Origin of the sequence: Methylobacter psychrophilus (assembly GCF_025583945.1) — a bacterium.
Taxonomy (GTDB): Bacteria; Pseudomonadota; Gammaproteobacteria; order Methylococcales; family Methylomonadaceae; genus Methylobacter_C; species Methylobacter_C psychrophilus.
Genome location: NZ_JAOEGU010000003.1, coordinates 38,844 through 62,049 on the forward strand (window position 1 = coordinate 38,844; position 23,206 = coordinate 62,049).

The 23,206-nt window shown below is 45.5% G+C and carries 16 protein-coding genes; 15 read left to right on the plus strand and 1 reads right to left on the minus strand.

The features are described from left to right. The first annotated feature begins 75 nt into the window (after positions 1-75). The 11 genes from dnaK (at position 76) to N7974_RS02415 (ending at position 13,031) form a co-directional block, all read left to right on the plus strand. Positions 76-2,001 carry a molecular chaperone DnaK gene (dnaK, locus tag N7974_RS02365; protein ID WP_262964086.1) on the plus strand — a complete coding sequence of 642 codons (1,926 nt, stop codon included), beginning with the start codon at positions 76-78 and terminating at the stop codon, positions 1,999-2,001. Between the two features lie 289 nt (positions 2,002-2,290). Beyond that, positions 2,291-3,421: a molecular chaperone DnaJ gene (dnaJ, locus tag N7974_RS02370; protein ID WP_243220953.1), complete on the plus strand. Its 1,131-nt coding sequence runs from the start codon at positions 2,291-2,293 to the stop codon at positions 3,419-3,421. A gap of 3 nt (positions 3,422-3,424) precedes the next feature. Next, a complete protein-coding gene (dapB, locus tag N7974_RS02375) occupies positions 3,425-4,228 on the plus strand; it encodes a 4-hydroxy-tetrahydrodipicolinate reductase (RefSeq protein ID WP_262964087.1) in 804 nt (267 codons plus the stop codon). Between the two features lie 380 nt (positions 4,229-4,608). Continuing rightward, positions 4,609-4,779, plus strand: coding sequence for a YezD family protein (locus tag N7974_RS02380; RefSeq protein WP_262964088.1), 171 nt, complete (start codon positions 4,609-4,611; stop codon positions 4,777-4,779). Between the two features lie 118 nt (positions 4,780-4,897). Next, entirely contained in the window at positions 4,898-6,475 is a 1,578-nt protein-coding gene (locus tag N7974_RS02385) for a porin (protein WP_262964089.1), read from the plus strand. 25 nt (positions 6,476-6,500) lie between these two features. Then, on the plus strand, positions 6,501-7,511 hold the full coding sequence (locus N7974_RS02390) for a sulfate ABC transporter substrate-binding protein (protein ID WP_262964090.1): 1,011 nt from the start codon (positions 6,501-6,503) through the stop codon (positions 7,509-7,511). A gap of 144 nt (positions 7,512-7,655) precedes the next feature. Further along, positions 7,656-8,693, plus strand: coding sequence for a sulfate ABC transporter substrate-binding protein (locus N7974_RS02395; protein ID WP_262964091.1), 1,038 nt, complete (start codon positions 7,656-7,658; stop codon positions 8,691-8,693). Positions 8,694-8,934: 241 nt separating this feature from the next. Continuing rightward, positions 8,935-9,762 carry a sulfate ABC transporter permease subunit CysT gene (gene cysT, locus N7974_RS02400; RefSeq protein WP_262964092.1) on the plus strand — a complete coding sequence of 276 codons (828 nt, stop codon included), beginning with the start codon at positions 8,935-8,937 and terminating at the stop codon, positions 9,760-9,762. 13 nt (positions 9,763-9,775) lie between these two features. Beyond that, positions 9,776-10,642: a sulfate ABC transporter permease subunit CysW gene (gene cysW, locus N7974_RS02405; protein ID WP_262964093.1), complete on the plus strand. Its 867-nt coding sequence runs from the start codon at positions 9,776-9,778 to the stop codon at positions 10,640-10,642. 99 nt (positions 10,643-10,741) lie between these two features. Next, positions 10,742-11,785: a sulfate/molybdate ABC transporter ATP-binding protein gene (locus N7974_RS02410; protein ID WP_262964094.1), complete on the plus strand. Its 1,044-nt coding sequence runs from the start codon at positions 10,742-10,744 to the stop codon at positions 11,783-11,785. A gap of 346 nt (positions 11,786-12,131) precedes the next feature. Continuing rightward, positions 12,132-13,031 (plus strand): LysR substrate-binding domain-containing protein, encoded by a 900-nt coding sequence (locus N7974_RS02415; protein WP_262964095.1) that lies wholly within the window; start codon positions 12,132-12,134, stop codon positions 13,029-13,031. Between the two features lie 81 nt (positions 13,032-13,112). Here the strand turns inward: N7974_RS02415 and N7974_RS02420 are convergent, their stop codons facing one another. Next, positions 13,113-14,240, minus strand: coding sequence for a sigma-54 interaction domain-containing protein (locus N7974_RS02420; RefSeq protein ID WP_262964096.1), 1,128 nt, complete (start codon positions 14,238-14,240; stop codon positions 13,113-13,115). 762 nt (positions 14,241-15,002) lie between these two features. Between N7974_RS02420 and N7974_RS02425 the strand changes: the two genes are divergently transcribed. The 4 genes from N7974_RS02425 to N7974_RS02440 are packed head-to-tail and all read left to right on the plus strand — an operon-like array spanning position 15,003 to position 23,201. After that, positions 15,003-15,647: a CerR family C-terminal domain-containing protein gene (locus N7974_RS02425; protein ID WP_262964097.1), complete on the plus strand. Its 645-nt coding sequence runs from the start codon at positions 15,003-15,005 to the stop codon at positions 15,645-15,647. Between the two features lie 11 nt (positions 15,648-15,658). Further along, positions 15,659-16,930 (plus strand): MdtA/MuxA family multidrug efflux RND transporter periplasmic adaptor subunit, encoded by a 1,272-nt coding sequence (locus N7974_RS02430; RefSeq protein WP_262964098.1) that lies wholly within the window; start codon positions 15,659-15,661, stop codon positions 16,928-16,930. A 2-nt stretch (positions 16,931-16,932) separates the two neighbouring features. Further along, positions 16,933-20,076: an MdtB/MuxB family multidrug efflux RND transporter permease subunit gene (locus N7974_RS02435; protein ID WP_243220936.1), complete on the plus strand. Its 3,144-nt coding sequence runs from the start codon at positions 16,933-16,935 to the stop codon at positions 20,074-20,076. After that, a complete protein-coding gene (locus N7974_RS02440) occupies positions 20,076-23,201 on the plus strand; it encodes a multidrug efflux RND transporter permease subunit (RefSeq protein WP_262964099.1) in 3,126 nt (1,041 codons plus the stop codon). Before N7974_RS02435 ends, N7974_RS02440 begins: the two co-directional genes overlap by 1 nt. The last annotated feature ends 5 nt before the right edge of the window (positions 23,202-23,206 follow it).

The window sequence follows — 23,206 nt, forward strand, 5'->3', positions numbered from 1 at the left end:
TTGAACACCATAAAACAGCCCCCATATCGACAATAACTTTTACATTTTTTATACAAATTCAGTCTGGAGCATTCAATGGCTAAAATAATTGGCATAGATTTAGGAACGACCAACTCGTGTGTTGCGGTGTTGGAAAACGGCGTCGCAAAAGTAATTGAAAACAGTGAAGGTGCGCGTACTACGCCTTCCATTATTGCTTTTAGTAGTGATGATGAAGTTTTGGTAGGACAATCGGCAAAACGCCAGGCAGTCACCAATCCAAAAAACACCCTGTTTGCCATTAAACGTTTGATTGGTCGTCGTTTTAAAGATGATGTCGTACAAAAAGACATCAAAATGGTGCCTTACTCAATCGTCGAAGCAGAAAACGGCGATGCATGGGTAGAAGTACATGGCAAAAAAATGGCCTCGCCAGAAATTTCAGCCCGTATTTTGATGAAGTTAAAAAAAGATGCTGAAGCCTATTTAGGCGAAACGGTAACCGAAGCGGTTATTACTGTTCCTGCTTATTTTAACGATTCACAACGTCAGGCAACTAAAGATGCCGGTCGTATTGCCGGCTTGGAAGTAAGACGTATTATTAACGAACCCACTGCATCGGCATTGGCATTTGGTATGGACAAGCCTAAAGGCGACACCAAAATTGCCGTCTATGACTTGGGTGGCGGTACTTTTGATATATCCATCATTGAAATTGCCGAAATAGATGGTGAACATCAATTTGAAGTATTATCAACCAATGGTGATACTTTCCTGGGTGGCGAAGATTTTGACTCAAGAGTTATTGAGTTTCTTGCCGCTGAGTTTAAAAAAGAAAGTGGCGTAGATGTACACAACGACCCATTGGCTCTGCAGCGTTTAAAAGAAGCAGCAGAAAAAGCCAAGATCGAATTGTCGTCAAGCCAACAAACCGATGTTAACTTGCCTTACATTACTGCAGATGCCTCTGGCCCCAAGCATTTAAACGTTAAGTTGACTCGCGCCAAACTCGAATCTTTGGTTGAAGAACTAATTAACCGTACTAAAGGCCCTTGTGAAATGGCGCTAAAAGATGCCGGTCTTAAAGCATCAGAAATCAATGACGTAATTTTGGTGGGCGGTCAAACCCGTATGCCGAAAGTGCAGGAAATGGTTAAAAGTATTTTTGGTCAAGAACCCCGTAAAGACGTCAACCCCGATGAAGCCGTTGCTTTAGGCGCTGCGATTCAAGCGGGTGTTTTGTCAGGTGATGTTAAGGATGTCTTGTTGCTGGACGTTATTCCTTTGTCTTTAGGTATTGAAACAATGGGCGGCATTTTAACCAAATTGATTGAAAAAAATACCACCATTCCAACCAATGCAGCACAAGTTTTTTCTACGGCTGATGACAATCAAACTGCTGTCACCATTCATGTGTTGCAAGGTGAACGTGAAAAAGCATCGGCTAATAAATCACTGGGCCGTTTTGATTTAGCGGATATTCCACCGGCATCGCGTGGCGTTCCACAAATTGAAGTGTCTTTTGATATTGATGCCAACGGTATTTTAAACGTATCGGCTAAAGACAAGGCAACCGGTAAAAAACAATCGATTGTTATTAAAGCTTCCAGTGGTTTGTCAGATGATGAAGTTGATCGTATGATTAAAGATGCTGAAGCCCATGCTGATGAAGATCGCAAGTTGACTGAATTGGTCCATGCCCGTAATCACGCGGATGGAATGATTCATGCCACTGAAAAGTCTTTAAAAGAATTGGCTGACCAAGTTGGTGCAGAAGAAAAAACCAGCATTGAACACGCGATTGAAGCACTGAAAGAAGCCGTTAAAGGTGATGATAAAGAGGCCATTGAAGCGAAAACCAATGACTTAACTGAATTATCAGGTAAACTGGCCGAACGCGTTTATGCACAAAAAGCCGGCGCTGAAGGCGGTGAAGCCCATCATGATAGCGGCTCATCACATCATCAAGAAACGGATGACAGTGTGGTTGATGCTGAGTTTGAAGAAGTTAAAAAAGACTAACACAATTTAGCGGTATTAATTCTCTCTCATTTTTGAGAGACGAATTGAAATAAAATGCAGGTTGAGATGGAGATATCCGTCTCAATCTGCTTTTTACATAAAGCATCAAGGAAAGATGCCTGATAATTTGGCTGGATAGCTAAATTGTTACTTTAATTATTATGGTATTGCCCACCTTTTTGGACGCAATACACATTAAAACTATTCCGCGCTTTTTTGGTATGCGGCTTTTAATAACCTTGCAGCAATGCTTAATCTCCTGAGCAGTTTTTCAGGAGCGGATTGGAAAATGGCAACAAAAGAAGATTTTTACAAACTGCTCAACGTTGATAGAAACGCCAGCGATGCGGAGATCAAAAAAAGCTATCGCACTATGGCAATGAAGTTTCATCCCGACAGAAACGCTGACAATCCCCAAGCGGCTGAAGTTAAGTTCAAGCAAATCAAAGAAGCTTACGAAATTTTATCAGACCCTAAAAAACGTTCGGCTTATGACCAGTTTGGTCATGCCGGTGTTGATCCCTCTATGGGTGGTCGTCCTGGTGGCAATGAAGGTTTCAGTGATATATTCGGTGATGTCTTTGGCGATATTTTTGGCGGCGGCAGGCAGCAACGCAGCAATGTTCAACGCGGCTCTGATTTGCGCTATAACCTGGAACTAACCCTGGAAGAGGCCGTTGCCGGAACCGAAACCAAAATTCGTATTCCTGTACTGGTTGGCTGCACTGAGTGTAAAGGCTCGGGAGCCAAAAAAGGCTCAAGCCCGGTTATCTGCACTACCTGTCATGGCCATGGCCAAGTCAGGATGCAGCAAGGTTTCTTTTCTGTGCAGCAAGCCTGCCCTACCTGTCGTGGAACGGGCAAACAAATTAAAGATCCTTGCGGCAAATGTAATGGTCAGGGACGTATTCAGGAAACCAAAACCTTGTCGGCAAAAATTCCTGCCGGTGTCGATACCGGTGATCGGATACGCCTGACTGGAGAAGGTGAAGCCGGAGAGCGTGGTGGCCCGTCAGGCGATCTTTATATAGAAATCCGGGTAAAAGAGCATGATATTTTCACTCGTGACGGTGCCAACTTATATTGCGAAGTACCTATTAATTTTGCTACCGCCTGCTTGGGTGATGTCATACAGGTACCTACTTTGGATGGTGAAGTAAAACTAACCATACCGCCTGAAACGCAAACCGGAAAATCGTTCAGGTTACGCGGTAAAGGTGTTAAACAAGTCAGGGGTGGTGCCGTCGGTGATTTACTGTGTAAGGTAAAAATCGAAACACCGGTACAGTTAACCAAAGAACAAAAAGCACTGATTGAAAAGCTGGGGGAATCTTTATCCAGTGGTGGCAAGCAACATAGCCCTCAGGAACACTCCTGGATTGCCGGGGTAAAAAGCTTTTTTGATAAATTAACAGGATAAGTCATGATACGTATTGCGGTAGTCGGCGCATCCGGTCGCATGGGTTTATCCTTAATAAAAGCGGCGGCATTGGCTGATAAAACCGCATTGGTCGTTGCGGTTTCACGTCCAGGTAGTGATGCAATCGGTAAAGATGCCGGTGAATTGGCAGGTATTAAAACATTGGCTGTAAAAGTAGTCGATGATTTGGTTTCTGTTATTGATCAGTTTGATGTGCTAATTGATTTTACCCGTCCCGATGCGTCAATGGCATTTATAGAAGAATGTCGACAGGCCGGCAAAAAAATAGTCATTGGCACGACCGGTTACAGCGATGCGCAAAAAGAGGTGATTGCCGAGGCTGCCAAAGATGTAGCTATAGTCATTGCACCCAACATGAGCGTCGGCGTTAACTTGGCGCTTAAATTGTTGGAAATGACTGCTAAAGTCATGGGCGACTATACCGATATTGAGATAATTGAAGCTCACCACCGACACAAAGTCGATGCACCCTCGGGTACGGCATTACGGATGGGCGAAGTCATTGCCGATGCCTTGGGACGCGATTTAAAAGATTGTGCGATTTATGGCAGAGAGGGTAATACCGGCGAACGAGAAAGAAAAACCATTGGTTTTTCAACCATTCGCGCAGGTGATATCGTCGGTGAACATACGGTCATGTTTGCAGATGACGGTGAGCGGGTGGAAATTACCCATAAAGCCACCAGTCGTATGACCTTTGCCAATGGTGCAGTTAGGGCAGCGGTCTGGTTAAAAGACAAGCCCAACGGACTTTATGATATGCAGGATGTTTTAGGACTTTCGTAGGCTGACTTCATACTAATCTGCCAATCTATAATTTCTGTTGTAATCGACATCTGCCTTAATTAACCAAGGTAAACAAATTCCCTATACCAGCCCAAAAAAACCTCGTTTGGATTTTTCCAAACGAGGTTTTTTTTTGTAAAAAAATCCATTACCTGATTATTTTATCCGCTTGGCGATAAAGTATTACATCGATAAAAACCATATATAAAAACTCAACAATAGTTACCTATCGCATATCTTTATCACTTAATGAGATATACATATCAAAATACATCATTAAATATCTTACATTTTCACTGCTATAGTGCACCCAGCTTTTAAATATGCTGAACGTAAATAACACGTTTATCTTCAATAGTAACAGGTTGTAGGGGCGCTATATGACTACCGATACAAGAAAATACAGTCAAGTACAACTGAAGACTGCAATCGTCGATCAGATTGTCTCTGTTTTACAAGGAATCCAGTTTGGATCGGTCGAAATTATCATTCATGACGGCAAGGTTGTACAAATTGAACGTAAAGAAAAGCTACGCTTTGACACAAAATAAGTGCCTGAGTTAAATAATCAAATCCACTCTACCGTAAAAAACGGCGAAAAACATTATTTCAAAGTGATAGCAGACTAACCGGATCACCGGAAGTTAAAACTCAAAACAGGACAAAAATATGAGCACCTTCCGACGCACTGCGATAGCCAGTGTCATTAATCTGGCTTTATTAGGCATTACCGATGCCCAAGCTGCTGATACCGAAACTTTGGAAAAACGCATTCGTGAACTCGAACACCGTTTGGAAAAAATGGACCAACTGGAGGCTCGTTTGGAAAAACTCGATCAATCAGGAGCTTTATCAACCAAACCAGCCGCATTACCTGCTGCAACAGCAGTCTCACCAGAAGTAGTCAAACTCACACGTAAAGTGAATACCCTGGAAAGAAAACTGGAAGTGCAGGATGAAGTCACTACCGGAGCCCTCCAAAAATTACCCGTATTTGATGTCGGTGAAAATGGTTTCAGAATTACTTCTTCGGACAAAAAACACCAGGTACGGATACGTGGTGCAGTTCAGGCAGATGGCCATTACTTCCTAGAAGATGACCATAATCTTAATGTCACCTCATTTGATCTTAAACAAGCACGTGTCTGGTTGGAAGGCTATGTATTCAAGGATATCTACTACAAGATCATGCCTGATTTTGCGGCGAGTGGAAATATTTTACCGGATGCTTATATTGACTATGCCTACGATCCTGCAGTCAGTTTATTAGTGGGTAAATTTAAGCCCTCAATCAGTCTTGAACGTTTACAGGGTGACTCCGATGGCACCTTTCTGGAACGCGCTTTCCCGACCTACTTGGCAAGTAACCGTGACGTAGGTATACAAGTGCATGGTGCCTTCGCCAAGCCTGGCTATAGCGCAGAGAAAATACCAGGTCCTATAGATGCTAAAAACTTTTTAACCTATCAACTCGCGGTCGACAATGGCTCTGGCGACGACGGCAGCCCCAATAATAGTGGAAGCGCCACCTATGATAGTAAAGAATTTGTAGGACGCGTGTTTGCACATCCCTTTCAACACACCACACCATTGCTCGAAGGATTGGGTATTGGTTTAGCTGGTTCAGTAGGAGATCCTAGTAAACAGGCACTGAAAAACCAGGCAACGCCTATTGGTAGAACCACCTATCTTAATTATGCCAATACTTATAAAACTGCTGCCGGAGTAGCACAAGCAGCACCAACAGCTGATGGTGACAGGCACCGCATATACCCACAAACTTACTGGTATTCAGGCCCCTTTGGTGTGATGGGCGAATATGCGGTTTCAACTCAGCAACTTTCCGGGAGAAACCAGACAGGCAAAGCTATAAATATTCAGCAGGAAAACAAAGCCTGGCAAGTATTTGCGTCTTATGTCCTGACAGGTGAAGACAATACCTTTGGGTCAGTAAAGCCTATTCAAAATTTTAGCCCACTGGATGGTAAATGGGGAGCGTGGCAAATTGCCGCCCGTTGGTCCGAGATGAGTATCGACAAAAGCACCTTTCAGATCATTGATCCCAGTCAGGCTGCCAATCACGCTACCGCATGGGCACTGGGCGTCAACTGGTATCTTAATGCCTATGCTTTGATTAGAGCCGATTATGAGCAGGTATCTTTTAATGGTGGAGCAGGAACTATAAAAAATGTAGCAGACCGTCCTACTGAACAAGTTTTTGCAACCCGTTTTCAATTATCGTTTTAACAATCTGACCCAAGAAACTTTATTTATGAAAAATAACTTTTTTACTATTATCTTCGCAGCCGTACTGGCCATTCTGGCAGTAAATAATTCACATGCAGCCGATATAAAACTACTCAATGTGTCTTACGATCCAACTCGTGAGTTATATAAAGAATACAATCCGGTATTCGCCAAATACTGGAAAGCCAAAACCGGCGATGACGTCACCATCAATCAATCTCATGCGGGTTCAGGTAAACAGGCGCGATCTGTATTGGAAGGACTGGAAGCCGATGTAGTGACACTGGCACTTGGTTATGACGTTGATCAACTCTATCAAAAACGTAAACTAATCCCGGAAAACTGGCAAACTTTGCTGCCAAACAATAGTTCACCTTATACATCAACTATTGTATTTCTGGTACGCAAAGGCAATCCGCTGGCAATTAAAGACTGGAATGACATCGTCAAACCTGGCGTCAGTATCGTCACGCCAAACCCAAAAACCTCCGGCGGTGCACGTTGGAACTACTTGGCCGCTTGGGCTTATGCGCTTAAGACCAACAATAATGACGAAGCGGCTGCAAAAGAATTTATTGGTAAATTGTTTAAAAATGCGGCCGTATTGGATACCGGTGCTCGCGGCTCAACCACCACTTTTATCGAGCGCGAAATTGGTGATGTATTGATTGCCTGGGAAAACGAAGCTTATTTGGCATTACGTGAATTCGGCGCAGACAAATTTGAAATTATTACTCCTTCATTAAGTATTTTGGCAGAGCCACCCGTCGCAGTTGTTGAAGATATAGCACGTAAACATGGCACTGTAGAAGTAGCGACAGAATACCTGAAGTATTTATACAGTAAGGAAGGCCAAGAAATCATAGGCAAAAACTTTTATCGCCCGACAGATCCTGAAATAGCAGCCAAATATGCCAAACAATTTCAGCCCTTGCAGTTGGTTAAAATCGACGCATTCGGCGGTTGGGATGCCGCTCAGAAAAAGCATTTTTCTGATGATGGCGTATTTGACCAAATCTATGGACCCGGAAAATAAGTTACGATTTACCTATAACTGGTAAAACACAGGGTGAACAAACGCTAAAATGCGCTGTTCACCCTGTCTTGTTTTGCTAAAGCGTTTTATCGATAAAAAGTGACCTTGTCAAAAACCAGCTTACCCTTACCGGAATTTTTTCACATGAAAAAAATAATACTTAAAAATCTTTTTAATAGGCGACTTATTCACCGCTCACTTTATCTGCTGGGTTTACTAACGCTGTCTTTTACAGGCACAATTAGCGCTAAAGAATACTCAATACTTAATGTCTCTTATGATGTTTCTCGAGAATTATATAAAGATATTAACGTCGCATTTTCCGATTACTGGCTAAAAAAAACCGGCGATAAAGTGACCATCCAGCAATCCCACGATGGTTCCAGCAAACAGGCTGCCGCTGTTATAGCCGGTCTGGAAGCGGATGTTGTAACGATGAACCAGGAAACGGATATTGACAAGATTGCAACCAAAGGCTTGATCAGCAAAAACTGGCTTACCCGGTTCCCTGATAACAGTGCGCCTTACACATCAACCACCGTATTTTTGGTGCGTAAAGGTAACCCTAAAAACATCAAGGATTGGGATGACCTGATTAAAGCCGACAACGCTGTTATCCTGTCCAATCCTAAAACTTCCGGCAATGCCCGCTACAGCTATTTAGCAGCATGGGGTTATGCGTTGCGCAAATCCGGCAGTGAAGAAAAGGCACGAGAATTTATTACTCAACTTTTTAAGCATGTACCGGTTTTAAATACCGGAGGACGCGCTGCAACCAATACCTTTATTCAGAATAATACTGGCGATGTATTGTTAACTTTTGAAAATGAAGCCTTCTTGATTGCCAAAGACTTGGGTGCCGATAAATTTGATGTTATTGTTCCGTCAACCAGTATAGAAGCGGATCATCCGGTTGCCATTATTAATCCGGTCGTCGATAAAAAAGGCACTCAGAAAGTGGCCGAAGCTTATCTTGGATTTCTCTGGACCGATACCGGTCAGGAAATCATTGCCAAACATCATTATCGTCCACGCAATCCTGAAATTCTTGCCCGTCATGCCGACCAATTCGCACACCTGGAGCTATTTTCAATTAACGATATTATTCCAGGCGGTTGGCCTGCCGCGCAACGGACTCACTTTGCTGATGGCGGCATATTTGATCAGATTTATAGCCAATAATAAGATCAATATAGCAATAAATCACCAAGTTAAAATACTGCCAATAACACGATGTATTTATAACGCTATGAACAGAAAAATAAGCTCTTAATCGAATAGAACCAAACCGTTAAGGGGCGAGTACCATCACCCCCGCCAAAAATTAATTTTTTGAGAACAACAATGAAAACAAGATTATCTATTGTCAGTCAGGCGACATCGCCACTGACACAATGTACTCAAACAACAATGGAGATAGGTAATGTCACAAAGTAGTGTTATGCCGGGATTTCGTCCAACCATCGGATTTACCCTTCTCTATCTGGGCCTGGTCGTTTTAATACCGTTGAGCACGTTAGTGTTTAAAAGTTTTGAGCTGGATTGGAATGATTATGTCCATATCATTACCAACAAGCGGGTAATATCCTCCTTTCGCGTCAGCTTTTCCACCGCGCTGGTGGCCGCTCTCATCGCCAGTTTTTTTGGTTTTATTGTTGCCTGGGTGTTGGTACGTTATTCATTTCTCGGTAAACCTTTTTTTCACGCCTTGATCGACTTCCCTTTTGCCCTACCAACAGCCGTCGCCGGTATTGTCCTCGCCACTATTTTCCAACCCAGTGGTTTTCTTGGCAAATTACTGATTAATACACTTGGCGTACAGGTTGCTTTTAAACCCATGGGTATTGTAATGGCACTCATTTTTATCAGCATCCCCTTTGTCGTACGTACCGTCGAACCGGTATTGCTCGAATTTGAGTCATCCATGGAAGAAGCAGGTTCCAGTCTGGGAGCTACGCGCTGGCAAGTATTTACCAAAATTATTTTTCCGAATGTTTTCCCTGCCCTGCTAACCGGCTTTGCCCTGGCTTTTGCCAGAGGTGTCGGTGAATACGGCTCGGTCATCTTTATTGCCGGCAATATTCCCTATATATCAGAAATTGTGCCATTATTAATTGTTACCAAGTTGGAACAATTTGATATTCAAGGTGCTACCGCCATTGCCTTGACGATGCTGGTTATCTCTTTCGTAATGCTGTTATTGATTAACGTACTGCAATACTGGGTGCGTAAACGCTCCGGACAACTATAAGGATAATGTCAATATGAATGCCGTTACTCAACCCATAAACCCCGCTAAATTAGTTGCCCGCCAACAGCTGGCTTTACAAGATCCCGACTGGGTCAGATGGACTTTAATCGCGATAGCCATCGGTTTCATCAGCCTGTTTATATGCCTGCCACTGGGCCTGGTTATTTTCCAGGCCTTCTCGAAAGGCGTCGCAGCTTATTGGTCGGCATTATCCCAGGATGACACAATAGCTGCCATCAATCTGACCCTGTTAACTGCATTAGTCACTGTCCCGTTAAACACGGTATTTGGCGTTACCGCCGCCTGGGCAATTACCCGCTTTGATTTTAAAGGCAAAAGCCTGTTAACCACATTGATCGATCTGCCGTTTTCAGTATCTCCGGTTATTTCGGGATTTATTTTTGTGCTGTTGTTTGGGGCAGAAGGCTGGTTTGGTGAATGGTTGATCGTCCATGATATAAAAATTATTTTTGCTGTACCCGGGATTATCCTGGCTACCTTGTTTATTACCTTTCCTTTCGTCGCGAGGCAATTGATTCCTCTCATGCAGGAAATGGGTAACCAGGAAGAAGAAGCCGCACTATCATTAGGTGCGAGTGGCTGGCAAACTTTTTGGGCCGTTACCATACCCAACATTAAATGGGCTTTACTCTATGGCGTATTACTGTGTAACGCCAGAGCAATGGGTGAATTTGGCGCAGTTTCCGTTGTTTCCGGTCATATTCGAGGCTTAACCAATACATTGCCCTTACATGTGGAAGTCAATTATAACGACTATGATGTCGTCGGTGCCTTTGCCAGTGCTTCGATTCTGGCAGGTTTGGCCATCGTTACCCTGATTTTAAAAACGGCCCTGGAATGGAAGCAGGGCAACCGATAAGTTCTCGGACAGTCCCCCACATTAATTTGGTAAGGTGATAGCCAATATTCTTCGCAGAAAATCACCTAACCACCATGATTTTATTTTAGAGATTCCACTATGAGTATTTTGCTTTCTGATATCAGTAAAAATTTTGGCACCTTTGCTGCCTTGGACCATATCAATCTGGAAGTTCCAGAAGGCGAACTGGTAGCCTTGTTAGGCCCTTCCGGTTGTGGCAAAACGACACTGTTACGCATTATTGCCGGATTGGAACATGCCGACAAAGGACGTGTGTTAATAAACGAAGAAGACAAAACGGATCAAAATGTTAGCCAGCGCGGTATCGGCTTTGTGTTTCAGCACTACGCGCTGTTTCGGCACATGACCGTATTTGAGAACGTGGCATTTGGCTTACGGGTCAAGCCTCGTCGGGACAGGCCCAGTAACGATATTATTGCCAAAAAAGTTCATGCCTTGTTGGAACTGGTTCAGCTGGACTGGCTCAATGACCGTTATCCCGACCAACTATCCGGTGGCCAACGTCAACGTATTGCTTTGGCAAGAGCCTTGGCTGTAGAACCCTCCGTATTATTACTGGATGAACCGTTTGGTGCACTTGATGCCAGCGTGCGTAAGGATTTACGGCAATGGTTACGAAACCTGCATCATGAATTAAATGTCACCAGCATTTTTGTTACCCATGACCAGGAAGAAGCCATGGAAGTCGCCAGTCAGGTGGTCGTACTTAATCATGGCCGCATCGAACAGCAAGGTTCACCCAGCGATATTTACGATCATCCCGCCAATGCTTTTGTCTCGCGTTTTATAGGACAAACCAATGTTTTTGATTTGGATAAACACGACGCTGACTGGCTACAAACAGCCGGATTATTGCCCCCCCATAGCGATGGTAAAATTGCCCATGTGCGGCCTCATGACATTCTCATTGAAAAATCAACAGCAGACCAAGCAGCACCGGCAACATTGAAAGACTGGCAACATCTGGGTGCACTGATTCGTCTTGAGCTGGTTAAAAACGGCTCCAATGGTTCGGCAGCACCTGTTTTTGCAGAAATGCCCAATGACCAGTTTAAACAATTAAACTTAAACCGAGGCGACAAAGTTGATCTGAAAATACGCCAGGCGCACTGGTTTCATTAGTTTTTTAACGTAAGCATTCACCTCCCCCTTTGAAAAAGGGGGATTGAGGGGGATTTATCTAATAAAATCTCCCCCTAACCCCTCTTTTCAAAGAGGGGGACTGAATAAATACTTTTTAACTACTCAGCCATTAAAAAACAGGCGTAAGTTGGAATAAGGCTTTTCGAACACAAGCGAGAATAAGCGTTTTCGGCACTATGCACGAGTGTGCCGGAAACGCCACCAAGCGCCATGCTTGGGTGGCCTTATGCCGACCTACAGCTAACAACAAAATCAGTTGAAACCCGTATAATCAGTATCATCCGTGTACAATAATCAGGAATAGTCGATAAGGAATCACTAAAACATGAATTTGAGCCAAATTGAATTACTTCGTGTGCTCCAGGAAACAAACTTAAATCTTTCAAAAGCCGCTGAAAAAATGCATATTGTGCAATCAGCAGTCAGTCGGCAATTACATCTTTTTGAAGATGAATTAGGCTCGCCGTTATTTGAAAGACAGGGCAAAAAATTGATCGGCATGACAACGTTGGGACTACGTATCATGGATGAGGTCGCCATAATTAACCGGGCCAAAACCAATATTCAAAATCTGGCTGCCGATTACCTTGACAGTAATCAAGGTATTCTGCACATTGCGACTACTCACACTCAAGCCAAGTATTTTTTACCCGTACCTATCCAACGGTTTAGGGAAAAATATCCGGGCGTCAAAATTTATATGGCGCAATCATCACCGGAACAACTGATTGCCCAGTTGCATACGCGTAAAGCGGATATTGCCATCTGTACCGAAAAAGTCGATCAGGAGACTGATCTGGTGATTGAAAATTGTTATGAGTGGCATCATGCGTTGGTCGTACCCCAACAACATCCGCTAAGTGAGGGCGAGATTACTCTTGAACGCCTGGCCTCGTTCCCTATCCTTACCTATAGTTTTGGTTTTACCGGACGGTCAAATATTGAAAGTGCTTTTAAAAATAAAGGACTGGATCTGGATATTGCCTTGGCAGCTTCCGATACCGATGTAATAAAAACCTACGTTCGTTTGGGGATGGGCGTTGGTCTTATTACGGCAATGGCGTACGACCCCAAGGCAGATTGGGATTTGGTCGCACGGGACTTATCGCATTTAATTCCCAGCTCAAAAACTAAAATAGCCTATTTAAAACACAACTATTTACCCTTATATAGCCAGCATTTTATTGCCGAATTATTACTGGCAGCCAAAGACATAAAATGCTGAAGTGATTGGCTATCAACTTAAGCCTGGGCGGGAAATAATTATCTACAGGCGTCCCGACCAAAAGTTGCTAGCCTCTTTTCTTTAAGCTTCCACCCCGTTACAGGCCGCTAATGTTTTTTTCGGGGTATTTGGCAGCATCCCATAGAGACCCAACTTATGCCTTAATACATTACGGCTAATATCTAACAAACGCGCGGTCTGAACCTGATTTTCCTCGCAGAATCCAAAAGCGGTTCGAATAATTGTCTCTTCCATAATTTCAAATAGTTTGGGTGGCGCTTGTTCACAAAGACGCTGCAATGCATTTTCCAAAGACGTCATTGACACAATTGACTCTGGTTCCAGAATTCTAATGCCGGATAACTGAAAGTCTTCAGGCCGTAAACAATTACTGGGGCAAACCAGAATCGCACGGTGAATGGCATTTTCAAGTTCGCGGATATTGCCTGGCCAATCATAATTCAATAAAGTAACTTCGGTGGCTGGCGATAACTTGATTTCGCCATAACCCAATCGCTCTCCGTAAATCTTCAAGAAGTGCCTCGCCAAAGGCATGATGTCGCCCGGTCTTTCACGCAAAGGACTTAACTGAATGGTTGCAACGTTAAAACGGTAATATAAATCGGCGCGAAAGTGAGAAGCAGCAACAGCCTGTTCCAGATTGACGTTGGTCGCGGCAATAATTCTGACATCTACCGGCACAGGTTGCCTGGAACCCACTTTAACCACTTCGCGTTCTTGTAGCACGCGCAGTAATTTTGCCTGCATACCCATGGGCAAATCACCCACTTCATCAAGAAACAAACTGCCTTTGTTAGCCGTTTCAAACCAGCCCTCTTTACTGGTAAAAGCGCCGGTAAACGAGCCTTTTTCATGACCAAATAATTCACTCTCGATCAGGTTTTCACTCAATGCTGCGCAGTTTAATGCCCCAAAAACATTTTTACTGCGTTTGCTAAGGGCATGAACATGGCGGGCGACAAGCTCCTTACCGGTTCCGGTTTCACCAATAATCAAAACAGTTGCGTCACTAGGCGCAATACGTTCAATCTGTTCCAGTAATCGACGAGAAACAGGATCTTCAAAAACCAGAGCAGTCGCACGGACAGACAATGACAACGAACGCGACTGTAATTCATCAAACGCCAGCAACGTCGAGGCTTGGTCTTCTTGTCCATTGGCAAAATTTCTGCCTATAAATGTATCCATAATAATGTACTCGTTTGCCTTGCAAAAATTGGATGGGGTACTCCACGTCAAGCACATCATCCTGGTTTAAATCAAATCATTACTGTTACCAAAACCTCATAAAAACTACAAAGAACACAAATTTATTAAGCGTTTATTGATGCCGGAAAATTTCAGCGATGGTACCTTGCCAGTTTGCCTAAAAGACCTTCTTTATCACTATACCCTGTGATAAAAATCAGGTAGCAGAAATCATGGCTGCCAATTTAAAGTGGGACGATTTTACCGATACCATCCCTTTAAGGGATTAAAGCTTATTATCTGTCCCGATTTTAAGTTGGTAGCCAAAATTATCAAATCTTAATACCAATTTCATTGGCTTTGGTGTTTATGATAGAACAATCATTATATGTAATAAAACGATATTATTAGATTTGCATATCTTTAAAAAAGATCACTTACCTCGTTCGGCAAGCTTTTTAACTTCGCAACATTGGTTAAATCAATAGATTTAGCTAATTCATGCCATACCTACGGCTGACATAAAATTCAAAACGAACATCCATTATGGCACCCGCTATAAAAAATAGCGGACTGTTGTCTGGCAGTCATGCCGTAAGCAAAGGGTGCTGATATTTAAACAGCGCATCGGCTTAAAACAAGAATAATTAACCAATAACAACAGGCCATTGTTTGGCATGTGTTTTGCTTAACCTAATGTACGTTTGAATTATAAATTTTAATTAGCCATCGGGATTAATCACTTGTTCATTTTTTTAGCCTATGACTAGCCTGAAAACCAAGTCTGAAAAGACCCGTAATCGCCTGTTAACAGCAGCCAGTCGCATTTTTTCGGAGAAAGGTTTTCAGGAATCGACGATAGCCGAAATTTGCGAACAAGCAGAAACCAATATCGCTTCAGTTAATTATCATTTTCGCGATAAAGAAACGCTGTATCTGGAATCCTGGCGATTTGCCTTTAACAAGGAACTGAGTTTGTATCCTCCAAATGGTGGAGTAAGGACCGATGCCTCGGCTGAACAGCGTTTAGCCGGAAGAATCCGGTCATTAATCAATCGGGTTACTGACGATAACTCTTATTCTTTTGCCATTATCAATAAAGAAATGGCACAGCCAACCCGACTGCTTTCCGACATTATGGAAAAAGAAATCAATCCGCAACGCTTGCAAATGATTGGCTTGTTAAAAGAATGCCTTGGGCAAGCAGCAAGCGATCAACAAATTCAATATTGCCATACCAGTATTATGGGCCAATGTTTTCATTTGTTACGCTTAAAACACATGCAAAATGCCCGCCATTTTCGTAGCCCTGCCAGCGACTTGGGCGACAGCAAAGCTTTTGCCGAACACATCGTGCAATTTTCTCTGGCGGGCATCCAAGCCATCCGTTCTCAAACCCTTAATTAAAAACTGTTCGTATGAGTGAAAACAAGCACCACCAATCAACGCCACTCGCCGGTCGACGCAGGGCTTATATACTGCCCGGCTCACTGATCGTGTTGGCGATTACGGCCGTCGGCTTTTATTTTCAGCAGTCCTCAGCGGCGCCCGATGGCAAGTTTGGTGCCGCTGATGGTAAACGTGGACGCGAAAATTATGAGGTACCGGCAGCTGTAGCGATAGAAACTGCCGGAAAAGCTGATTTTCCTGTGTATCTGAATGGTTTGGGCACGGTAACCGCGCTGCGAACCGTAACGTTACGACCCAGAGTTGACGGCGAACTGGTGCGGGTAGCTTTCAGCGAAGGCCAAATGGTTAAGGAAGGCGAGCTACTGGCGGAAATTGATCCACGCCCGTTTCAAATACAGTTGCAACAGGTTGAAGGTCAGTTGCTACGTGATCAGGCTTTACTACAAAATGCCGAAATAGACCATGACCGCTATCAGAAACTACTGGCACAGGACTCCATTTCCGCTCAACAGACCGTGACCCAGCAAGCTCAGGTTAAACAATATCAAGGTACCGTAGAAATGGATAAAGCCCAGGTCAATAACGCCAAACTCCATCTTGGCTATGCACGACTAACCTCGCCGATTCCCGGACGGGCAGGACTGCGCCAAATTGATCAAGGCAATATTGTTCATACCAATGATACAAACGGTTTAGTGGTAATTACCCAGCTACAACCCATTAGCGTCGTATTTACCCTGCCCGAAGACAAGGTACAGCCAGTGATACAACGTTGGCGCTCCAATCAGTCCGTTACCGTGGTTGCCTATGACCGTGCCGGAAAAATCAAACTGGCCGAAGGTAAATTACTGGCCATCGATAACCAGATTGATCCCACTACGGGCACACTAAAACTAAAGGCGCAATTTGATAATAACGAAAGCACTCTGTTCGCCAATCAGTTCGTCAACGTCAAAATGCATCTGGAAACTCTGCCCGACGCCACGCTGGTATCCAGTGCCGCCATTCAGCATGATGGCGAAGGCGCGTTTGTTTATGTAATCAATCAGGAAAAAAAAGCACAACTGCGCCGAATTACCGTGGGGCCAATCGAAGCCGACAAAGTAGTCGTGCTGACCAACCTTGCTGCCAATGAAACAGTGGTAGTAGAAGGTACCGACCGGCTTCACGAAGGTAGCCTGGTCGATATCGCCCAAAAAGATGGCCAGACCGTAGCGGCCAGTCCCGATACATCAACCAAACCCGAAGCCAGGTTTCGTAAACGCGATCGGCGTTCATAATCATGACATCCTCAACGCAAGCGCTGGCGAATTTCAATCCTTCCCGACTGTTCATTTTACGGCCGGTGGCGACCTCACTGTTAATGGTGGCCATGTTATTGGTCGGCATACTGGCTTACCGCTTGTTACCGGTTTCAGCCTTACCGCAAGTTGATTATCCAACCATACAAGTAGTCACCTTGTATCCGGGTGCCAGTCCCGATGTCATGACCTCGGTGATCACTGCGCCACTGGAACGCCAGTTCGGCCAAATGCCCGGTCTTACCCAAATGTCATCGACCAGTTCCGGTGGTGCTTCGGTAATTACCCTGCAATTTAATCTAACCCTGGATCTGGATGTTGCCGAGCAATCAGTACAGGCAGCAATTAATGCAGCCAGTAATTTCCTCCCCGACGACTTACCGCAAGCACCCATATACAGCAAGGTTAATCCGGCAGACACACCCATTATGACGCTGGCAATCAGCTCCAAAGCGTTGCCCTTATTCAAGGTTGAAGATCTGGTCGATACCCGATTGGCGCAAAAAATCGCCCAGTTACCCGGCGTCGGTTTGGTTGGCATTAGTGGTGGCCAGCGGCCGGCGGTACGCGTACAAGTCAACCACAAAGCACTGGCAGCTTATGGCATTAGTCTGGAAGATGTACGCACGGTAATCGCGGCCGCCAACGTCAATCAACCCAAGGGTATGTTTAATGGTCCGATGCGCTCGGCAATCATTGATAGTAACGATCAGCTGCGCTCTGCGGCGGAATATCGCGACTTGATCATTGCCTACCGTAACGGCGCACCGGTAAAAATGTCTGAAGTAGCCGACGTCGTAGACGGCGCCGAAAATGTCCGCCTGGCAGCCTGGGCTAATGACAAGGCCGCGGTAATCGTCAATATCCAACGTCAACCGGGAGCAAACGTCATCGAAGTCGTCGACAGCATAAAAGAACTGCTGCCAAAATTACAGGCCTCCTTACCGCTTAGCATTGAAGTCGTACCGTTAACCGACCGTACCGTGACGATACGCGCCTCAATACATGATGTGCAATTTGAATTACTGCTGGCTATTGTGCTGGTGGTAATGGTCATTTTTGTATTTCTGCGCAATGTGCCTGCCACGATCATTCCTGGCATTGCTGTTCCCCTGTCCCTGGTCGGTACCTTTATCGTCATGTATCTGGCCGGTTTCAGCATTAACAACTTGACCCTGATGGCACTAACCATTGCTACGGGGTTTGTGGTCGACGATGCCATCGTGGTGATTGAGAACATTTCCCGCTACATCGAACGCGGCGAGTCGCCGTTAAAAGCCGCACTGAAAGGTTCTGAACAAATTGGTTTCACCATCATTTCGTTGACCTTTTCACTGATTGCCGTGCTGATTCCGCTACTGTTTATGAGTGACGTAGTCGGGCGATTATTCAGGGAGTTCGCCATTACCCTGGCCGTAGCAATCCTGATTTCTGCCATGGTATCGCTCACCCTGACACCGATGATGTGCGCCAAATTATTGCGTCAGGACTCCAAACATGGCAATAACGAAGTTGATAAAGCCGTCGACTGGTTCGACAAATTAATTGCCGCTTATGGCCGTAGCCTGGAATGGGTGTTGCAACGACAAACGTTAACCATGCTGGTTTTTTTCGCCACCGTAGCATTAACCGTGACACTGTACATCGCCATTCCCAAAGGCTTTTTCCCGATACAAGATACCGGTATTATTCAGGGTATTTCGGAAGCACCACAAAACGTATCTTTTTCAGCAATGGCCGAGTATCAGCAAAAACTGGGTAAACTGATTCTTGAAGACCCGGCAGTCGATAATCTTTCTTCGTTTATCGGTGTCGATGGCATCAATACCACACCCAATAGCGGTCGTTTCCTGATTAATCTGAAACCGCACGCCGAACGCACCGTCAACGCTTCCGAAGTGATCGCCCGATTAAAACTCAAACTGGCCGAATTGAGCGGCGTTACCTTGTATTTACAACCGGTACAGGATCTGACTATGGAAAATCGGGTCAGTCGTACCCAATACCAGTTTACCCTCGAAACCCCGGATCCGGAGGAACTTAACCGCTGGACCCAACGGCTGGTAGAGCAACTTACCGGCCAACCTGAATTTAGCGATGTCACCAGTGATGTCCAGGACCAAGGCCGGCAGGTCTATGTCAATATAGACCGCAGTACCGCCAGTCGCCTTGGCATCACGACTGCTGCAGTCGATAACACACTGTACAGCGCTTATGGGCAGCGACTGGTATCGACTATTTTTACCCAGTCCAACCAATATCGGGTCGTGCTTGAAGTTGATCCTGCCGACCAACATTCCCCGGAAACCCTCAAGGATTTACGTATTCCTTCCGGCAATGGCACTCAAGTTCCGTTATCGGCGATAGCTGAAATATCGGAACGGCCAACACCATTATCGATCAATCATCTCGACCAGTTTCCGGTAGCCACGCTGTCGTTTAATCTGGCTCATGGTGCCGCACTGGGCGATGCCGTGAAAGCTATCGACCGCGCCAAAGACGAGATCGGTTTACCATTAAGCATCCGTACCAGTTATCAGGGCGCGGCACTGGCTTTTAAAGCCTCTCTGGATAACACGCTATGGTTGATTCTGGCGGCCATTATTACCGTGTACATTGTCCTTGGCGTACTGTACGAAAGCTATATTCACCCGATCACCATTTTATCCACACTACCTTCTGCCGGAGTCGGTGCATTACTGGCACTGATAATTTCTGGCGGTGATCTGGGTATTATCGGCATCATCGGCATTATTTTGTTGATCGGCATTGTCAAAAAGAACGCCATCATGATGATAGATTTTGCCCTGGAAGCCGAGCGCAAAAACCTTATGCCGCCAGCCGATGCTATTTTTCAAGCCTGTTTACTGCGCTTTCGACCGATTCTAATGACCACGTTGGCAGCATTACTGGGCGCGTTGCCACTGATGTTGGGCAGTGGCGTTGGCTCGGAGTTACGCCATCCCTTGGGCATTACCATGGTCGGCGGTTTATTGGTCAGCCAGTTATTAACCTTATATACCACGCCGGTCATTTATTTATGGATGGATAATCTGGCCAGACGGGTCTCCGGTTGGGTGCGCCTTAATCCAACCGAAGTTGTCGAAAACGAGGGCAGTTTGTAATGAATCTATCGGCACTGTTTATCTATCGACCGGTGGCCACCACACTATTAACAATTGCCATCGCTCTGGTGGGTACGCTGGCCTTTTTAAATTTACCGGTGTCATCGTTGCCGCAGGTGGATTTCCCGACGGTAAGTGTGCAGGCCCAGCTTCCCGGCGCCAGCGCTGAAACCATGTCGACTTCGGTCGCCACGCCACTGGAACGGGCGTTGGGACGCATCGCGGGCATTACCGAAATGACCTCCAGCAGCTCATTGGGATCTACCCAGATTACCCTGCAATTTGATCTGGATCGTGATATCAATGGTGCTTGCCGTGATGTGCAAGCGGCGATTAATGCCGCTGCCAGCCTGTTGCCCGTCAATATGCCCAATCGCCCTACTTACCGGCGCGATAATCCGGCCGACTCGCCAATTTTGATATTGGCGTTAACCTCGGATAGCCTTAGTCGCGGTCAACTATACGATGTGGCATCGACCATTCTGGCACAGAAAATAGCACAGACTCCCGGTATTGGCCAGGTACAGATCGGCGGCGCCGCCTTACCAGCGGTAAGGGTTGAACTAAATCCCAACGCTTTGAGCAAATATGGTATCGGTTTGGAGGATGTCAGAAATACCATCACCCAAACCAACGTTACACGCCCCAAAGGAGTCATAGAAAACGGCAAGCAACGCTGGCAGGTTCTGGCTAACGATCAGGCTCGTAAAGCCATTGATTATATGCCGTTAATCGTCAGCTATCGCAACGGCGCTCCGGTTACCATCGCTGATCTTGGTGAGGCCATTGATTCTGTAGAAGATCTGCGCAATACCGGACTTAAAAACGGTAAACCGTCCGTATTGCTGATTATCAGAAAACAACCACTCGCCAATGTCATTCAAACTGTCGATGAAGTTCTGGCCTTGTTGCCGGAACTACGCGCCAACATTCCCGGCACTATTGATTTGTCGGTAGTGGTTGATAGATCGTTAACTATCAGGGCCTCAATTACCGAAGTCGAACACAGCTTGTTAATTGCCATTGGCTTGGTGATTCTGGTGGTACTGGTGTTTTTACGGGATTTTCGCTCGACAGTTGTACCGATTATAGCGGTACCTGTATCACTGATCGGCGCCTGTGCCGTCATGTATTTATTTAACTACAGTCTGAATAATTTAACCCTGATGGCATTGACCATCTCCACAGGCTTTGTCGTTGACGATGCCATTGTCGTTCTGGAAAACACCAATCGCCATATCGAAAAAGGTGTCCCGCCTTTTAAGGCGGCATTATTGGGAGCCAAGGAAGTCGGCTTTACCGTAATGGCGATGAGTGTCTCGCTAATTGCCGTATTCTTACCTATTTTATTGATGGGTGGTGTAGTCGGCCGCTTGTTCAGGGAGTTTGCGGTAACGCTGTCAGCGGCGGTACTGGTGTCGTTGCTGATCTCGCTGACGGTCACGCCGATGCTCTGTGCGCGTTGGCTGGGCAAGGAAAGTCCAAAGCATGGCTGTATTTATAATGGTATAGGATCTGCCTTCGACTGGTTGCAAGCGGCTTATGAACGTTCACTACGCTGGGCACTGCATCATGGCCGTATCATGATGTTGATTTTGCTCGGCACCATCGGCCTCAATGTTTATCTGTACACAATAATCGACAAAGGCTTTTTCCCGACTCAGGATGGCGGCAGATTAATCGGTGAGATTCAAACCGACCAAGGGACGTCTTTTTTGTCCCTGCAAAAAAAGCTTTATGAATATTCCGAACTATTAATGAAAGATCCGGCCGTCAGTAATGTGGCCGGATTTGGTGGAGCCGGTTCCAGCAGTAATAGTGCCAGAGTCTTCGTGATACTCAAACCGCACAATGAACGCGCGCCCATTGAAGAAGTCATGGGGCGCTTGCGTGATAAAGTCAAACGCATTCCCGGTGCCGAACTGCACATGTTTCCTGCGCAAGAATTACGTATCGGCGGCCGCCCGTCTTTCGGATCTTTTGACTATGCGCTGCAATCCGACGACCTTACCCTGCTTCGGGAATGGATGCCAAAAGTCATTGCTGCGCTGTCCAAGCTACCGCAACTCAGCGATGTCAATACCAGCCAGCAAGACAAAGGCCAACAGATCGGTTTGGTGGTTAATCGGGATATGGCATCCCGCTATGGCATCAGCCAGGCCATGATCGACAACAGTCTTAATAGCGCCTTTGGTCAACGTCAGGTATCGGTGATTTACAATCCGCTTAACCAATATCGGGTAATCATGGAATTGGCACCCGAATACTGGCAAAGTTCTGAAGCCTTAAAACAGATTTACATTAGTGTCCCCGCCGAACGTTTACCATCCGGCGAACAGGTTGGTGCACGCCAGGTACCATTGTCGACGCTTGCCAGCTTTGCACCGACCACCACGCCGTTGTCGGTTAATCATCAGGGTCAGTTTGCTGCGGCTACCTTGTCGTTTAATCTTCAACCCGGCACTTCACTGTCTACTGCTACCCAACTAATCGAGAAAACCATGCTTGATATTGGCGTGCCTAATTCGATACAAGGTAGTTTTCAAGGTTCTGCAAAAGCCTTTCAGGAATCGTTACACAATCAGCCTTTTTTAATCCTGGCCGCTTTGCTCAGTATTTATATTGTGCTGGGAATTTTATACGAAAGTACCATTCATCCGTTGACCATCCTGTCCACTTTACCCTCGGCAGGAGTCGGTGCCCTGTTGGCGTTGATAGCTTGTAGCACCGAATTCAGCATCATTGCCTTGATCGGTGTCATTTTGCTCATTGGTATCGTCAAAAAAAATGCCATCATGATGATAGATTTTGCCTTACAGGCCGAACGTGAGCAAGGACTGGAGGCTTCCGAAGCGATTTTTCAGGCCTGTTTGCTGCGTTTTCGCCCGATCATGATGACGACACTGGCAGCAATGTTCGGTGCCCTGCCACTGGCTCTGGGTAGTGGTTACGGCGCAGAACTACGTCAACCACTGGGCATTGCCATTGTCGGCGGACTGATTTTCAGTCAGCTGCTAACGTTGTACACCACTCCCGTCGTTTATATTTATCTGGATCGTTTCCGGCTGTGGTTTCATCGCCGTTTTTTTAATCGCGCCGCTACACTGGCTGATAAACCTGCTTAGTGCAT

What these genes read in the sequence shown, in the direction of transcription:
- dnaK (WP_262964086.1), top strand. Translation starts at nt 76, where the DNA reads ATGGCTAAAATAATTGGCATAGATTTAGGAACGACCAACTCGTGTGTT.
- dnaJ (WP_243220953.1), top strand. Translation starts at nt 2,291, where the DNA reads ATGGCAACAAAAGAAGATTTTTACAAACTGCTCAACGTTGATAGAAAC.
- dapB (WP_262964087.1), top strand. Translation starts at nt 3,425, where the DNA reads ATGATACGTATTGCGGTAGTCGGCGCATCCGGTCGCATGGGTTTATCC.
- N7974_RS02380 (WP_262964088.1), top strand. Translation starts at nt 4,609, where the DNA reads ATGACTACCGATACAAGAAAATACAGTCAAGTACAACTGAAGACTGCA.
- N7974_RS02385 (WP_262964089.1), top strand. Translation starts at nt 4,898, where the DNA reads ATGAGCACCTTCCGACGCACTGCGATAGCCAGTGTCATTAATCTGGCT.
- N7974_RS02390 (WP_262964090.1), top strand. Translation starts at nt 6,501, where the DNA reads ATGAAAAATAACTTTTTTACTATTATCTTCGCAGCCGTACTGGCCATT.
- N7974_RS02395 (WP_262964091.1), top strand. Translation starts at nt 7,656, where the DNA reads ATGAAAAAAATAATACTTAAAAATCTTTTTAATAGGCGACTTATTCAC.
- cysT (WP_262964092.1), top strand. Translation starts at nt 8,935, where the DNA reads ATGTCACAAAGTAGTGTTATGCCGGGATTTCGTCCAACCATCGGATTT.
- cysW (WP_262964093.1), top strand. Translation starts at nt 9,776, where the DNA reads ATGAATGCCGTTACTCAACCCATAAACCCCGCTAAATTAGTTGCCCGC.
- N7974_RS02410 (WP_262964094.1), top strand. Translation starts at nt 10,742, where the DNA reads ATGAGTATTTTGCTTTCTGATATCAGTAAAAATTTTGGCACCTTTGCT.
- N7974_RS02415 (WP_262964095.1), top strand. Translation starts at nt 12,132, where the DNA reads ATGAATTTGAGCCAAATTGAATTACTTCGTGTGCTCCAGGAAACAAAC.
- N7974_RS02420 (WP_262964096.1), bottom strand. Translation starts at nt 14,240, where the DNA reads ATGGATACATTTATAGGCAGAAATTTTGCCAATGGACAAGAAGACCAA.
- N7974_RS02425 (WP_262964097.1), top strand. Translation starts at nt 15,003, where the DNA reads ATGACTAGCCTGAAAACCAAGTCTGAAAAGACCCGTAATCGCCTGTTA.
- N7974_RS02430 (WP_262964098.1), top strand. Translation starts at nt 15,659, where the DNA reads ATGAGTGAAAACAAGCACCACCAATCAACGCCACTCGCCGGTCGACGC.
- N7974_RS02435 (WP_243220936.1), top strand. Translation starts at nt 16,933, where the DNA reads ATGACATCCTCAACGCAAGCGCTGGCGAATTTCAATCCTTCCCGACTG.
- N7974_RS02440 (WP_262964099.1), top strand. Translation starts at nt 20,076, where the DNA reads ATGAATCTATCGGCACTGTTTATCTATCGACCGGTGGCCACCACACTA.